We start from the raw sequence: 13,518 nt of genomic DNA, 5'->3' as shown, positions 1-13,518 counted from the left end.
GGCGGCGGGTCAGCTCACCCGGCCCGCCGCCAGCACCACCTGGGCCAGTTCCCGGTGCACGATGTCGCTGTGCGCACCGGACGGCGGGCCGCCGTGGCACACCACCGCGCACGCGTCGACGTTGACGCAGCCGGTCCTCGGCAGCCCGCCGTTCAGCGCCTCGGAGAGGGGCAGGTTCCGCGTGTCGTCCACCGCCTGCACTCCGTCGTGCCCCATCGCGCCCCATCGGGCGCCGAGCAGCGAGCCGATGCCGAAGCCGGCCGCGAAGTCCCCGGTCAGCGAACGGTCGTCGTCCGCCATCCGCGACGCCAGCGGATAGAAGGTGCCGAGCGCCGAGTCGAAGTGGGAGTAGCAGCACACCAGAGGTCCGTCGATCCGGTTCTGCTGCCCGTCCAGCACACCGCTCGTACGGGGGTCCTCGGGGAGCCGGGCCGCGAACGCGTAGTGCGAGAAGGCGCCCTGCAGCAGCGTCACCGACTTCACCGTGCGCACCCCCTCCGGCAGCCCGCGCAGTGCGAACGACACCAGCCGCCCGCCGAAGCTGTGCCCGACCAGGTGCACGCGCACATCCGGCGCCGCCTGCGCCAGCTGCCCGACCACCTGCCCGAGCCCCCGCTCGCCGACCGTTCCCCCGCGCCGCTTCATCGCGTAGTACGTGGCCTGTCTGAGCAGCTCGCGTGCCCCGTCCCACAGCCCTTTCGGCGTGCACGAGAACCCCTCCGCCACCTCCCCTTCGGACGCTTCGGCCCGCTCCAGCGCCCGCGCGAGGCCCCGGCACACCTCGGCCGTGTCCGCGGTCAGCATCGCGGGCTCGCTCTCGGGCGTGCCCTGCGCCAGGGTGTCCGCGGCGAACGCGGCCTGCGGGCCCTGCGGCCTCGCCTCCACCAGCAGGCGTACCAGCCGCCCGAACTCCTCCAGCGAGGCGCGGTCGTCCGGGTGCTGCTCCAGCAGCCGCGTGAGCTGCTCCACCACGGTCGCGCGGCCGGGGAACACCTCGAGCAGCGCGTGCCGGCTGTCGTCGTCCAGCAGCGGAGCAGGGGGCGGCAGGTGGGGGGCGAGGGACGGCGGGAAGTGGGGGATCGGCTCGTCCGCGAACATCATCGACGGCCAGATCACGCCCACGTACCCGAGGCGGGCTCCGGGTGCCAGCGAGGGCACGGGTGCGAAGAAGCTGCTGTAGAGCCGGGTGGCGCCGGAACGTTCGTTGTTCCAGCCGTGCGCGAACACCAGCAGGTCCCGCACGCCGCGCCCGGTCACCTCCGCGAGCAGCCGGTCCCGCTCCGGCCCGTCCACGTCGCCGTCCGCGTCGAAGGTCAGCTCCCAGTAGGGACTCACGCTCACTGCCGGTGCCGCCATGACGGGCCCCCTTGCCCCCGAGGTCGAGTGCGCTGTGCGCGCATCGTCCTGCCAACGGGCACGGTTGGCCATACGTCACGACTCATCCGCACCGGAGATGCTCCCCGCGGATCCGCCGGAGGGTCGGCCGGCTCGTCCTGCCGGGCGGCCGCCACCTCGTCGGCCGTGGCTGCGGCGTCGATCACCGTGCGCCCACCCGCGCCGAGCCCGTGGGTCCGTCGATCCAGTCGTCGGAGCGCCGGGCGAAACCGCTCCCCCCTTCCTCGCGGACGGCTTCCCGCGGTGACCTCCGGGATCAGCGGACTGTCATGCTCATGGGTGCCGATGCGGAGCCCCTTCCCTCGCAACATACCGACTGGTTAGTCTGGCGGCCGTACAGAGCCGACGGCAGCAGAGCCGGTGCGTGTCGCGTCGAAGGAGACCGATGGTGGAAGCCTTGCAGCATGCGGGAGTGGTCGTCACCGGGGCAGGAGGTGGCATCGGGGCCGCACTGGCCCGCCGCTTCGCCACCGAGGGGGCCCGGGTCGTCGTCAACGACCTGGACGCCCGGAAGGCCGAGGCCGTGGCCGACGAGATCGGCGGCATCGCGGTCCCGGGCGACGCGTCCGCGATCGTGAGCGAGGCGCGGGAGGCCCTCGGCGGCACGGTCGACGTCTACTGCGCGAACGCCGGCCTCGGCTCCGGCGGCACCGAGGCCGCCGACGAGGAGGTCTGGGCGCAGGCCTGGGACGTGAACGTGATGGCGCACGTCCGCGCGGCCCGGGAACTCCTGCCCGCCTGGCTGGAGCGCGGCGCGGGCCGGTTCGTCTCCACGGTCTCCGCGGCCGGACTGCTCACCATGATCGGCGCTGCCCCCTACAGCGTCACCAAGCACGGCGCGTACGCCTTCGCCGAGTGGCTGTCGCTGACGTACCGGCACCGCGGCCTGAAGGTCCACGCGGTCTGCCCGCAGGGCGTCCGCACCGACATGCTGACCGCCTCCGGCAGCGCCGGCGACCTGGTGCTCGCACCGACCGCGATCGAGCCCGGGGATGTCGCGGACGCCCTCTTCAAGGGCATGGCGGAAGACCGGTTCCTGATCGTGCCGCACCCCGAGGCCGCCGCGTACTACCAGGCGCGCGCCACCGACCCGGACCGCTGGCTGACGAGCATGAACCACATCCAGCAGAAGTGGGAGGCCTCCCGTTGACCGGCTCGCGCTACGCCGCCAAGCCGTGGCTCGCCCTCCTGAACGACGCCCAGCGCGCCCCGGTCGGCCCCGCCGACTCACTCGTGCACGCTCTGCGCGAGGCCTCCCCGGACCGCACCGCCCTCGCCTACTTCGACGGCCGGATCAGCTACGCCGAACTGGACGCGCTGACCGACTCCGTCGCCGGGTTCCTCGCCTCGCGCGGTCTGGAGCGCGGCGACCGGGTCGCGATCCTGCTGCAGAACTCCCCGCAGTTCGTGCTGGCCCTGCTCGGCGCCTGGAAGGCCGGCGCCACCGTCGTACCGGTCAACCCGATGTACAAGTCGGGCGAGGTCACGCACGTCCTGCAGGACGCCGAGGTGACCGCCCTGGTGTGCTCCGACCGCGCCTGGGAGGCGTATCTGCGCGACACGGCCGCCGGATCGCCCGTACGGATCGTGCTCACCGCCTGCGAGCTGGACCTGCAGACGCGGGACGACGCCCGCGTGCTGAACTTCGAGCGGCGGGCCCAGGCCTTTGACGCCGACGACCTGGTGACCGTCGCCCGGCAGGGCCACAAGGCGCCCGAGGGCCGCGACGCGGCACCGTCCGACATCGCCCTGATCAGCTACACCTCCGGCACCAGCGGCACTCCCAAGGGCGCCACCAACACGCACGGCAACATCATGTACAACGCCGAGCGGCAGAGCACCGGGCTCGGTCTGCCCGAGGCGCCCGTCTACTTCGCCCTGGCGCCGCTGTTCCACATCACCGGGATGGTGTGCGAGCTGGGCGCCTGCCTCACCAGCGGGGGCACGCTCGTCCTCGCCTACCGGTTCGAGCCGGGCGTGGTGCTCGACGCGTTCGTCGAACACCGCCCGCACTTCACCGTCGGCCCCTCCACCGCCTTCATGGCGCTCGCCGCCCACCCTTCCGTCACCCCGGACCACTTCTCCTCCTTCCGGGTCATCTCCTCCGGTGGCGCCCCGCTGCCGCCCGCGCTGGTGGAGAAGTTCCGGGCCGGCTTCGGGCCGTACATCAAGAACGGCTACGGACTCACGGAGTGCACCGCACCCTGCGCCTCGGTCCCGCCCGGCCTTGAGGCCCCCGTGGACCCGGTCTCCGGGACCCTCGCCGTCGGCGTCCCCGGCCCCGACACGGTGGTCCGCATCGTCGACGACACGGGCGAGGAGGTGCCGTTCGGCGAACAGGGCGAGATCGTCGTCCGCGGCCCCCAGGTGGTCCCCGGCTACTGGCGGCGCCCGGAGGCCACCGCCGAGACCTTCCCGGGTGGCGAGCTGCGCACCGGTGACATCGGCTTCATGGACGAGCGGGGCTGGCTGTACGTGGTGGACCGCAAGAAGGACATGATCAACGCCTCCGGCTTCAAGGTCTGGCCGCGCGAGGTCGAGGACGTTCTCTACACGCACCCGGCGGTACGCGAGGCGGCCGTCGTGGGGGTGCCGGACGGATACCGCGGGGAGACCGTCAAGGCGTACATCAGCCTGCGCCCGGGCGCCGAGGCGGACCCCGACGCGCTGGCCGTGTACTGCAAGGAGAGACTGGCCGCCTACAAGTACCCGCGTCAGGTCGAGATCCTGCCCGAGCTGCCGAAGACGGCGAGTGGCAAGATCCTGCGGCGCGAACTGCGTACCCGCCGGGAGTGAGCCGAAGGGGCGTACCGGTGTCGAGAGCGCGACGGAGGCCCGAAGGGCTGAGCACGGTCGGGGTCTCGGCATCGGCTTGAGCGCTCCGAAGGCGAACGACCCGAGAAAATGCGCAGGAAAATGCGCAGACGCCCAGTAGTCATCATCGGAAAGGCAGGTGGCGGCAGTGCCCAGAACGACGGACGGGGACGGCACGCCGGTCCCGCAGCGGCTCCTGGCCGCCGCCACGCGGCTCTTCGCCGAGCAGGGCTACGACCGTACGTCCGTACAGGAGATCGTCGAGGCGGCCGGGGTCACCAAGGGTGCGCTGTACCACTACTTCGGCTCCAAGGACGATCTGCTGCACGAGGTGTACGCGCGCGTGCTGCGTGTCCAGCAGGAGCGGCTCGACGCCTTCGCGGACGCCGACGAGCCGGTGGAGAAGCGCGTGAGGGACGCGGCGGCCGACGTCGTCGTCACCACGATCGAGAACCTCGACGACGCGATGATCTTCTTCCGGTCCATGCACCACCTCGGCCCGGAGAAGAACAAGCAGGTGCGCGCCGAGCGGCGCCGCTACCACGAGCGGTTCCGCGCGCTGATCGAGGAAGGGCAGAAGGAGGGCGTGTTCTCCACGGCCACGCCCGCCGACCTGGTCGTCGACTACCACTTCGGCTCGGTGCACCACCTGTCGACCTGGTACCGCCCCGACGGCCCCCTCAGCCCCCGCGAGGTCGCCGACCACCTGGCGGACCTGCTGCTGAGGGCACTGCGGCCGTAGCCGGGCGGCGCACACGGGTGAGGGGCGGACGCCCTGGCGTCCGCCCCTCACCCGTGCCTCACAGGTACTTCTTCAGCTCCCGCCGCGCCAGCGACCTCTGGTGCACCTCGTCCGGGCCGTCCGCGACCCGCAGCGTGCGGGCCGCCGCCCACAGCTCGGCCAGCGGGAGGTCCTGGCTCACCCCGCCCGCGCCGTGCAGCTGGACCGCCTTGTCGATGATGTCGACGACCGCGCGCGGCGTAGCGATCTTGATGGCCTGGATCTCCGTGTGGGCGCCCCTGTTGCCCACGGTGTCCATCAGCCATGCGGTCTTCAGCACCAGCAGCCGCAGCTGCTCCACCGTGACCCGGGCGTCGGCGATCCAGTTGTGCACCACGCCCTGCTGGGCCAGCGCCTTGCCGAAGGCGGTGCGCGAGACGGCCCGCTCGCACATCAGCTCGATCGCTCGCTCGGCCATGCCGATCAGCCGCATGCAGTGGTGGATACGGCCCGGACCCAGCCGTGCCTGGGCGATGGCGAATCCGCCGCCCTCCTCGCCGATCAGGTTGGCGACCGGCACGCGCGCGTGGTCGAAGACGACCTCGGCGTGGCCGCCGTGGTAGTGGTCCTCGTAGCCGTAGACCTGCATCGCCCGCTTGACCGTGACGCCCGGCGTGTCGCGGGGGACCAGCACCATGGACTGCTGGCGGCGGATGTCCGGACCGTCCGGGTCCGTCTTGCCCATCACGATGAAGATCCTGCAGTCGGGGCTCATCGCCCCGGAGATGTACCACTTGCGGCCGGTGATGACGTACTCGTCCGTGCCGTCGGCGGCTCGCTCGATGCGTGTGGTGATGTTGGTGGCGTCCGAGGAGGCCACCTCCGGCTCGGTCATCGCGAACGCGGAGCGGATCTCCCCGGCCAGCAGCGGCTGCAGCCACTGCTTCTTCTGCTGCTCGTCGCCGAACTGCGCGAGCACCTCCATGTTGCCGGTGTCGGGGGCCGCGCAGTTGGTGACGGTGGGCGCGAGCTGCGGGGAACGGCCGGTGATCTCGGCGAGCGGGGCGTACTGCAGGTTGGTGAGCCCGGCGCCGTACTCGGCGTCCGGCAGGAAGAGGTTCCACAGGCCCTGCCGGCGCGCCTCGGCCTTCAGCTCCTCGACGACCGGCGGGGTGTCCCACGGCGAGGCGAGCCGTGCGCGCTGCTCGTGGGCGACGGCCTCCGCCGGATAGACGTACTCGTCCATGAAGGCGAGCAGCTTGGCGCGCAGTTCCTCGGTGCGCGCGTCGAACGCGAAGTCCATGAAGAATCAGCCTTCCTGCAGGGTGGTCAGGCCGTGCTCGATGAAGACGGGCACCAGCTCGCCGATGCGGTCGAAGCCCCGCCCGACCGTCTGGCCGAGCGTGTAGCGGTAGTGGATGCCCTCGAGGATCACGGCCAGCTTGAACCAGGCGAACGCCGTGTACCAGGAGATGGCGGAGACATCGCGCCCCGACCGGGCCGCGTACCGCTCGATCAGCTCGGCCGGGTCGGGGTGGCCCGGGGCCTCGGCGGTCGTGGAGACCGGGGAGTCGGGTGTGCCGAGCGGAACGCTGTACATCACCAGCAGGCCCAGGTCGGTCAGTGGGTCACCGAGCGTGGACATCTCCCAGTCCAGGATGGCGGTGATCGTGTCGTCGTCACCGAGGAGAACGTTGTCCAGACGGTAGTCGCCGTGGATCACGGCCGGCGCGGCAGAGGTGGGCAGCGCACGGCCGAGCGCCGCGTGCAGTTCCTCGATGCCGGGCAGCTCGCGGTTGCGGGAGGCGTCCAACTGCTTGCCCCAGCGGCGCAGCTGGCGGTCCAGGAAGCCCTCCGGGCGGCCGAAGTCCGCGAGGCCCACCGCCTCGGGGTCCACCGCGTGCAGCTCGACCAGCGTGTCCACCAGGCCGAGGATCGCGTTCCGGGTGCGTTCCGGGCCGAGCGGCGCCAGTTGTCCGGCGGTGCGGTAGGGAGTGCCCTCGACGAAGTCCATCACGTAGAAGGGGGCGCCGAGGACCGACTCGTCCTCGCACAGCAGCACCGGGCGCGGCACCGGCACCGGCGTCGGGTGCAGCGCGCTGATCACCCGGTGCTCGCGCCTCATGTCGTGCGCGGTGGCCAGGACGTGGCCGAGCGGGGGACGGCGTACGACCCACCGGGCCGTGCCGTCCGTGATGGCGTAGGTGAGGTTGGACCGCCCGCCCTCGATCAGCCGCCCGGTCAGGGGGCCGCTCACCAGGCCGGGCCGCTCGGTGTCGAGCAGGCCGCGCAGCCGGCCGAGATCGAGACCCGGCGGGTGGTCTGGGCTCATCGTTGCTCCTCACGTGCGACGTGCGCGGAAACAGGACCTGCCTCATGATGCCGACCGGTCGGTATGTCGTCCAGTGCGCGGAGCGAACGTGATCGGCGCCACGGTGCCATCGTGGCGCCGCCGGGTGCGGGTGTCACGGCGACGGGGCGCCGCCACCGGGGTCCGGCGCGGCTCTCACGCGTGGCTGGCCACCATCTCCCCGCCGTTCATGACCGCCATGTCCCGGAAGGCGGGCAGCAGGTCGAGAGACGCCCCCTCGGCCAGCCCGTCCAGCTCGGCGTAGGCCCGGTGCAGGTTGGCCACCAGCCGCTCGCTCTCCCGCCACTCGGCGAACTCCCCGAGGTCCGTGGCCTGAGCCGCTTGAAGCGGTGTACGGCCCGCCGCGCGGTGCTGGTGCGCGACCTCGGCGACGAACCGCAGATAGCGCTCCGTTCGGTCGAACGCCGAGGCGTCGGTGACCGGCCCGTGGCCGGGCACCACCGTCTCGGCGCCGAACGCGCGCAGCCGTTCCAGCGCGCGCAGGGAGCCGCTGAGCGAGCCCATCAGGAAGAACGGCGTCCCGCCCTCGAAGACCAGGTCGCCGGTGAACAGCACGCGCCGGTGCCGCAGCCAGACCACCGAGTCGCCGACGGTGTGCGCGACACCGGGGTGGACCACCTCGGCGTCCACCGTGCCCGCGTGCACCGTCGTGTGGTCCCGGTAGGTCACGTCGGCACCCTGCACGCGGACGTCCCCGTAGTCGATCGCGGGCCAGATCAGCGGCAGGTTGTGCCCGGCGGCGAGCGCCTCCCGGCGGCAGTCGGCGTGCGAGACGATCACCGCGGCCGGTGCGAAGAAGGCGTTGCCGTAGGTGTGGTCGCCGTGGTGGTGGGTGTTGACCACCACCCGGGGCGCGGGCGCGCCCGTCGCCGTCATCGCCGCACCCAGGGCACGGGTGCGGCGCTCGGTCGCGGTGGTGTCCACCAGCAGGGTGGCCGTCCCGTCGCTCACGAACCCGGCGTTGTTCAGGCACCAGCCGCCGTCCGGCTGGACGTAGGCGTGTACGTCGTCGGCGAGTGCCACCGTGTACGGCTCGGCCGCGGCCATGCAACCTCCTGTTGCGTCGTCAACCAACTGGTGCGGGACAGCCTGCCAGTCGACAACGAACCCGCGGTACCGGGGGTTCCTGCGGGGATCGCGGCCAGGGCCTCCCCCGGTGTGTTTCAGCGCGAGCGCGGTGCGCAGCCGGGCCAGGAAGGTGCGCTCGTCGGCCGGGGAGAAGCGGTCGTCGGGCGTACGGCCTTCCTGGCGGACATCCTGGGGCGCGAACCGCAGCCGGACGTTCCGTACGAATTCAGACGGGCAGGACCCTACCGGGGGCGCCGTGCCGCGCCGGGCTCAGGGGCGGAGCGGCGGTACTCCTTGAGCCGCCGGTACGCGGCGAGCCCGTCCGGGACCCACTCCCACTGCGTCAGCCGCCGTTCCACCTCGTCCTCCGGCAGGAAGGCGTGCCAGGCGACCTCTTCAGCCTGGGGGTTCACCGGCAGGTCGCAGCGCACCTGGTAGACGGCGGACCACCAGGTCCGGCCGGCGCCGTCGTCGTACAGGAACTTGAACAGCGGGTCGGGCCGCGGGAGCCCGCTGACGCCGAGCTCCTCCTCGGCCTCGCGCAGGGCGGCCTCGTCGTAGCTCTCTCCGGCGCCGACGACACCGCCGACGAACATGTCGTGGAGCGAGGGGAAGACCAGCTTGGTCGGGGTGCGGCGGTGCACGAACACCCGCCCGTCGCCGTCACGCGCCAGGACGAACACGCACCGGTGCCGCAGCCCCCGCGCGTAGGCCTCACCGCGCGGCGACCGCCCGACGACCCGGTCGTCCTCGTCCACGATGTCAAGGAGCTCATCAGCGGCACTCATACGGCCATCCAACCAGGCGCCCGCACCCGCCGGCCGCCGAGGCTTCCGCTCCCGGGCCCTGGGGTCGACCGCCCCGCCGCAAGGGGCCGCCACCGCGGCCTCATCCGGGCTGCAGATCCCTCTCCCGTTCCCTTTCCCCCAGCCCCCGGGGCATTGCCGGGTGCAAGCCGAGCAGCACGATGCCCAGCACGATCGCCGCGAGACCGGCCGCCTCCCAGGCGAGCGCTCCCGTGTCGGTGCGCAGGCGGTCGCCCAGGAAGCCCACGCCGCACGCGATCCCGGCCAGCGGCTGGGCCGCGGTCAGCGCGGGCAGGGACATCCGCAGCGGCGCCGTCTCGAAGGCGCTCTGCACCAGCACCAGTCCGGTCACCCCGAGCGCCAGCACCGCGTACGGCTGCCAGCCCGTGACGAACTCCGTCCACCCGCCCGTCGTCAGGCGCTGCCCGCTGACCCGGGTGAGCGCGTCCTGCACTCCGTACAGCAGACCCGCCGCCAGCGCCAGCAGCGCCGGTCCGATGATCAGCCGTGACTTCTTCGCATACGTGGTCAGCAGCAGCGCCGAGCCGACCATCAACCCGATGATCACCCAGTGCCGCACCGGATCGGTGACCGCGTCGCCCGCTCTGGGCCGGCCCGCCACGATGAACGCCGTGACACCGCCGGCCAGCAGCACCAGACCGGTCCAGCCCTGACGGCCCAGCGGCTGCCTCGTCTGCCGCCGGGAAAGGGCGAGCGCGAACAGCAGGTTCGTCGCGACCAGCGGTTCGACCAGCGAGACCTCGCCCTGGGACAGCGCGACCGCGCTGAGGATCATGCCCGCCACCATCAGACCGATGCCGCCGAGCCAGCGCGGCACCCTCATCAGGTCCAGCAGCAGCCGGGGGGAGAGGAAGTCGCTGAGCGGTGCCTGCTGGGCGGCGTTCTGCTGCAGGACGAATCCGGTGCCCAGACAGAAGGCCGCGCTCACGGCGAGAGCCAGAACCAGTACCGACACGCTGCGTACCTCAATGATTCAGCGGGGCCACGGGATGCGTATCACGCTGACTGTAGCGCTCGCGGCTGTGACCCGCCCGTGCTTGACAACTTCTCGGCGGGCTCACGCTCGTACGTCCCACCGGGCGTCCCGCACCGCCGGGCGACACCGGGAAGACCGCCAACAACCCTGCCGGGGTCCCCTTTCCGCCCCCGGTGACCCACCGCTGCCGCACGCCGGCGCACGCGTCCGCGCGGCGGACGACGCGAGTTCGCCGACAACGGCGAGTACCCGGAAACACGCGGTTGACGCCGTCACTCTTCTGCCGAAGGATCTGACCCGTCGGTAACAAGGAGACGGACTGGTCGTCACCGCGAGAGGACGGGCGCATGGCCTACGACGCTGATGTCATCGTGATCGGGGCAGGCCTCGCCGGGCTCACCGCGACGGCCGAACTGGTGGACGCCGGACGGAAGGTCATCCTGCTCGACCAGGAACCCGAGCAGTCGATGGGCGGCCAGGCGTTCTGGTCCTTCGGCGGCCTCTTCCTCGTGGACTCCCCGGAACAGCGCCGCCTCAGGATCCGCGACAGTCACGCGCTCGCCCTCCAGGACTGGACGGGCACGGCCGCCTTCGACCGCCCGGAGGACCACTGGCCGCGCACGTGGGCGGAGGCGTACGTCGACTTCGCGGCGGGCGAGAAGCGGGCCTGGCTGCACGGGCAGGGAGTGCGCTTCTTCCCGGTGGTGGGCTGGGCCGAACGCGGCGGCTACGACGCCACCGGACACGGCAACTCCGTCCCCCGATTCCACATCACCTGGGGGACCGGGCCCGGGGTGATCGCCCCGTTCGTGCGGCGGGTGCGGGCCGGGGTCGCGCGCGGCCTCGTCCAGCTGAAGTTCCGTCACCGCGTCACCGGCCTCGCGCGCAGCGCGGGCACCGTCGACACCGTCACCGGCGAGATCCTGGAGCCCTCGGACGCGCCGCGGGGCAAGGCCAGCAGCCGCACGGTCACCGGCGCGTTCGAGCTGCGGGCCCAGGCGGTGATCGTCACCTCGGGCGGTATCGGGGGCAACCACGATCTGGTCCGCGCCAACTGGCCGAAGCGTCTCGGCAACCCGCCGGAGCGCATGGTCTCCGGTGTGCCCGCTCACGTCGACGGCCGGATGCTCGGCATCGCGGAGGAGGCGGGCGCCCGTCTGATCAACCGTGACCGGATGTGGCACTACACCGAGGGCCTGCACAACTGGGACCCCATCTGGGACAACCACGGCATCCGCGTCCTGCCCGGCCCGTCCTCCCTCTGGCTGGACGCCCGCGGCCGGCGCCTGCCCGTCCCGCTCTTCCCCGGCTTCGACACCCTCGGCACGCTCGAGCACATCATGAAGACCGGGTACGACCACACCTGGTTCGTGCTCGACCAGAAGATCATCGGCAAGGAGTTCGCGCTCTCCGGCTCCGAGCAGAACCCCGACCTCACCGGCAAGTCGGTCCGCGACGTGATCGTGCGGGCCCGCGCGGACGTGCCGGGACCGGTCAAGGCGTTCATGGACCACGGCGTCGACTTCGTCGTCGAGAAGGACCTCGGCGCGCTGGTGCGCGGCATGAACGCGCTCACCAAGGAGCCCCTCATCGACGAGGCCGGGCTGCGCCGCGAGATCGTCGCGCGCGACCGGGAGATCCGCAACCCGTTCACCAAGGACCTCCAGGTGACCGCGATCCGCGGCGCCCGCCGCTTCCTCGGCGACCGGCTGATCCGTACGGCGGCCCCGCACCGCATCCTCGACCCCGCGGCGGGCCCGCTGATCGCGGTGCGCCTCAACATCCTCACCCGCAAGACCCTCGGCGGCCTGGAGACCGACCTGTCCTCCCGGGTGCTGACCGAGGGCGGCGACCCGCTGCCGGGCGTGTACGCGGCCGGGGAGGCGGCGGGCTTCGGCGGAGGCGGGGTGCACGGCTACCGCTCGCTGGAGGGCACCTTCCTCGGCGGGTGCCTGTTCTCCGGACGCATCGCCGGCCGGGCGGCGGCCAAGGCGGTCGGCTGAGCGGACGCGGGGCGGGGCGGTCGGCTGAGCGGACGCGGGGCGGGGCCGGCGGAGCGTCGGCAGCAGCCCCGTCTCCCCGCGCGTGCGCGTACCCGTTGCGTGTGCAATACGCCTGTCACGCAGTGGAGTTGACACGTGCACCGGCCCCGGTGGGCCCTTGACGTGCACCGCCGGTGGAGGGTTTGCTGTGGGTGACCGCACTCTGACGAGCCGCGTTCGGTAAGGAATCATCGCGGTGCCACCCCCACCCCCACCCCCACCCCCACCCCCACCGGCGTTCGGCCGCGCCCGCAAACGCGGGGACCGGCTCTTCGACGCCGCACTCGACGACAGCGAACTCATCGCCGCCCGGGCCTCGCTCGCCCGCGGGCGATGGGCGACCGTGCGTGCCCTGCTGGCCTCGACCCACGACGACTGGGACCGCCGCGGCCACCGCGTCACCGTCCTCGCCCAGGAACCCACCGCCCTCGCCTGGGCGCGTGAATGGCAGCTCGCCGAACCCGAGTCGGCCTGCGCGGCCGTCCTCGTCGCCCATGCCGTCGTCCACCGCGCGCTGAAGGGCAAGGCGACCCCGGACGCCGCCCGCCAGGCCTGCCGGGCCGCCGCCGCGCTCGCCCCCGAGGATCCGACGCCCTGGCTCGGACTGCTGATCCTGGAGCGGTCGCTCGGTACCGAGGAGGACGTGGTCCGCCTGTTCGACGAGGTGCGCGCACGCTACCCGGACCACCACCACGCCCACCACCTGGTGGTCGCGCGGCTCGCGGAGCGCCGCGCCGACGCCGGCCAGGACCCGCTCCACGAGGTCTACGACTTCGCCAACTGGGCGGCCGAACAGGCCCCGGCCGACTCGCCGCTCGCCATCCTCCCGGTCGTCGCGCACGCCGAGCGCTACCGCGTGCTGGCCGCCACGGGCAGCGAACCGCTCGACCCCGTCGCCTCCGGGCACTGGGTGGGGCGGCGCGCCCGCCAGGTGATGAAGGCGGCGTTCGACTGGTGGCTGGAGTGGGAGCGCGAGGACCACCCGCGCCGCCATGTCGACCTCAACTTCCTGGCCCACGCCAAGTACTGCGAGGGCCGGGGCGCCGAGGCCGCCGCCCTGTTCCACCGCATCGGGTCGTACGCGACCCCGGCGCCGTGGTCGTACCCCGACCGCGACCCGTACTCGGCGTTCCGTACCGCGCGTGCGACGGCGTTGGGTACGGCGTGACGGCACCGGCGGTTGCGAGAGTACCGGCATTCCCGACGGCCCCCACCGCGCCCACGGCCCGCGCAGCCCCGACAGTCCCGAGAGTCCCGACAGTTCCGACAGTCCCGTTCAGGGCATCCGAAAGGACAACCGCGCG

11 protein-coding genes are annotated in these 13,518 nt (G+C 72.5%); 5 read left to right on the top strand and 6 right to left on the bottom strand.

All coding sequences use genetic code 11. The annotated features are described in order from the left end of the window. Positions 1-9: 9 nt before the first annotated feature. Positions 10-1,356 (bottom strand): serine-threonine protein kinase, encoded by a 1,347-nt coding sequence (locus tag AC5WS8_RS12685; RefSeq protein WP_496103435.1) that lies wholly within the window; start codon positions 1,354-1,356, stop codon positions 10-12. Positions 1,357-1,780: 424 nt separating this feature from the next. Between AC5WS8_RS12685 and AC5WS8_RS12680 the strand changes: the two genes are divergently transcribed. The 3 genes from AC5WS8_RS12680 to AC5WS8_RS12670 all read left to right on the top strand — a co-directional run bounded on the left by AC5WS8_RS12680 (position 1,781) and on the right by AC5WS8_RS12670 (position 4,951). Then, entirely contained in the window at positions 1,781-2,545 is a 765-nt protein-coding gene (locus AC5WS8_RS12680) for an SDR family oxidoreductase (protein ID WP_496103434.1), read from the top strand. Next, the gene (locus tag AC5WS8_RS12675) at positions 2,542-4,191 is read left to right on the top strand and encodes a class I adenylate-forming enzyme family protein (RefSeq protein ID WP_496103433.1); all 1,650 of its coding nucleotides are present in this window, start codon (positions 2,542-2,544) and stop codon (positions 4,189-4,191) included. Before AC5WS8_RS12680 ends, AC5WS8_RS12675 begins: the two co-directional genes overlap by 4 nt. Positions 4,192-4,357: 166 nt before the next feature. Next, complete coding sequence (locus AC5WS8_RS12670; RefSeq protein WP_496103432.1) at positions 4,358-4,951, top strand: TetR/AcrR family transcriptional regulator; 594 nt, start codon at positions 4,358-4,360, stop codon at positions 4,949-4,951. A gap of 58 nt (positions 4,952-5,009) precedes the next feature. Here the strand turns inward: AC5WS8_RS12670 and AC5WS8_RS12665 are convergent, their stop codons facing one another. The 5 genes from AC5WS8_RS12665 to AC5WS8_RS12645 all read right to left on the bottom strand — a co-directional run bounded on the left by AC5WS8_RS12665 (position 5,010) and on the right by AC5WS8_RS12645 (position 10,151). Further along, a complete protein-coding gene (locus AC5WS8_RS12665) occupies positions 5,010-6,233 on the bottom strand; it encodes an acyl-CoA dehydrogenase family protein (protein ID WP_496103431.1) in 1,224 nt (407 codons plus the stop codon). 6 nt (positions 6,234-6,239) lie between these two features. Beyond that, positions 6,240-7,262, bottom strand: a complete 1,023-nt coding sequence (locus AC5WS8_RS12660; RefSeq protein WP_496103430.1) for a phosphotransferase family protein — start codon at positions 7,260-7,262, stop codon at positions 6,240-6,242. Positions 7,263-7,436: 174 nt separating this feature from the next. Then, on the bottom strand, positions 7,437-8,348 hold the full coding sequence (locus AC5WS8_RS12655) for an MBL fold metallo-hydrolase (RefSeq protein WP_496103429.1): 912 nt from the start codon (positions 8,346-8,348) through the stop codon (positions 7,437-7,439). A 263-nt stretch (positions 8,349-8,611) separates the two neighbouring features. Next, complete coding sequence (locus tag AC5WS8_RS12650; protein ID WP_496103428.1) at positions 8,612-9,157, bottom strand: NUDIX domain-containing protein; 546 nt, start codon at positions 9,155-9,157, stop codon at positions 8,612-8,614. A 100-nt stretch (positions 9,158-9,257) separates the two neighbouring features. Next, positions 9,258-10,151 (bottom strand): DMT family transporter, encoded by an 894-nt coding sequence (locus tag AC5WS8_RS12645; protein WP_496103427.1) that lies wholly within the window; start codon positions 10,149-10,151, stop codon positions 9,258-9,260. Positions 10,152-10,519: 368 nt separating this feature from the next. On the opposite strand from AC5WS8_RS12645, the gene AC5WS8_RS12640 reads away from it, so the two are divergent. Together AC5WS8_RS12640 and AC5WS8_RS12635 are read left to right on the top strand one after the other, a co-directional pair. Further along, the gene (locus tag AC5WS8_RS12640; protein ID WP_496103426.1) at positions 10,520-12,175 is read left to right on the top strand and encodes an FAD-binding dehydrogenase; all 1,656 of its coding nucleotides are present in this window, start codon (positions 10,520-10,522) and stop codon (positions 12,173-12,175) included. A gap of 235 nt (positions 12,176-12,410) precedes the next feature. After that, the gene (locus AC5WS8_RS12635; protein ID WP_496103425.1) at positions 12,411-13,382 is read left to right on the top strand and encodes a hypothetical protein; all 972 of its coding nucleotides are present in this window, start codon (positions 12,411-12,413) and stop codon (positions 13,380-13,382) included. Positions 13,383-13,518: the final 136 nt, after the last annotated feature.

It is taken from the genome of Streptomyces sp. PTL18 (assembly GCF_059510295.1).
Note: the sequence above shows the minus strand (reverse complement) of the source record. Positions and strands in the feature narration are given on the sequence as shown.

Excerpts from the sequence above, each read along its gene's own strand:
- AC5WS8_RS12685 (WP_496103435.1), bottom strand. The coding sequence starts at position 1,356 with ATGGCGGCACCGGCAGTGAGCGTGAGTCCCTACTGGGAGCTGACCTTC.
- AC5WS8_RS12680 (WP_496103434.1), top strand. The coding sequence starts at position 1,781 with ATGGTGGAAGCCTTGCAGCATGCGGGAGTGGTCGTCACCGGGGCAGGA.
- AC5WS8_RS12665 (WP_496103431.1), bottom strand. The coding sequence starts at position 6,233 with ATGGACTTCGCGTTCGACGCGCGCACCGAGGAACTGCGCGCCAAGCTG.
- AC5WS8_RS12660 (WP_496103430.1), bottom strand. The coding sequence starts at position 7,262 with ATGAGCCCAGACCACCCGCCGGGTCTCGATCTCGGCCGGCTGCGCGGC.
- AC5WS8_RS12655 (WP_496103429.1), bottom strand. The coding sequence starts at position 8,348 with ATGGCCGCGGCCGAGCCGTACACGGTGGCACTCGCCGACGACGTACAC.
- AC5WS8_RS12650 (WP_496103428.1), bottom strand. The coding sequence starts at position 9,157 with ATGAGTGCCGCTGATGAGCTCCTTGACATCGTGGACGAGGACGACCGG.
- AC5WS8_RS12640 (WP_496103426.1), top strand. The coding sequence starts at position 10,520 with ATGGCCTACGACGCTGATGTCATCGTGATCGGGGCAGGCCTCGCCGGG.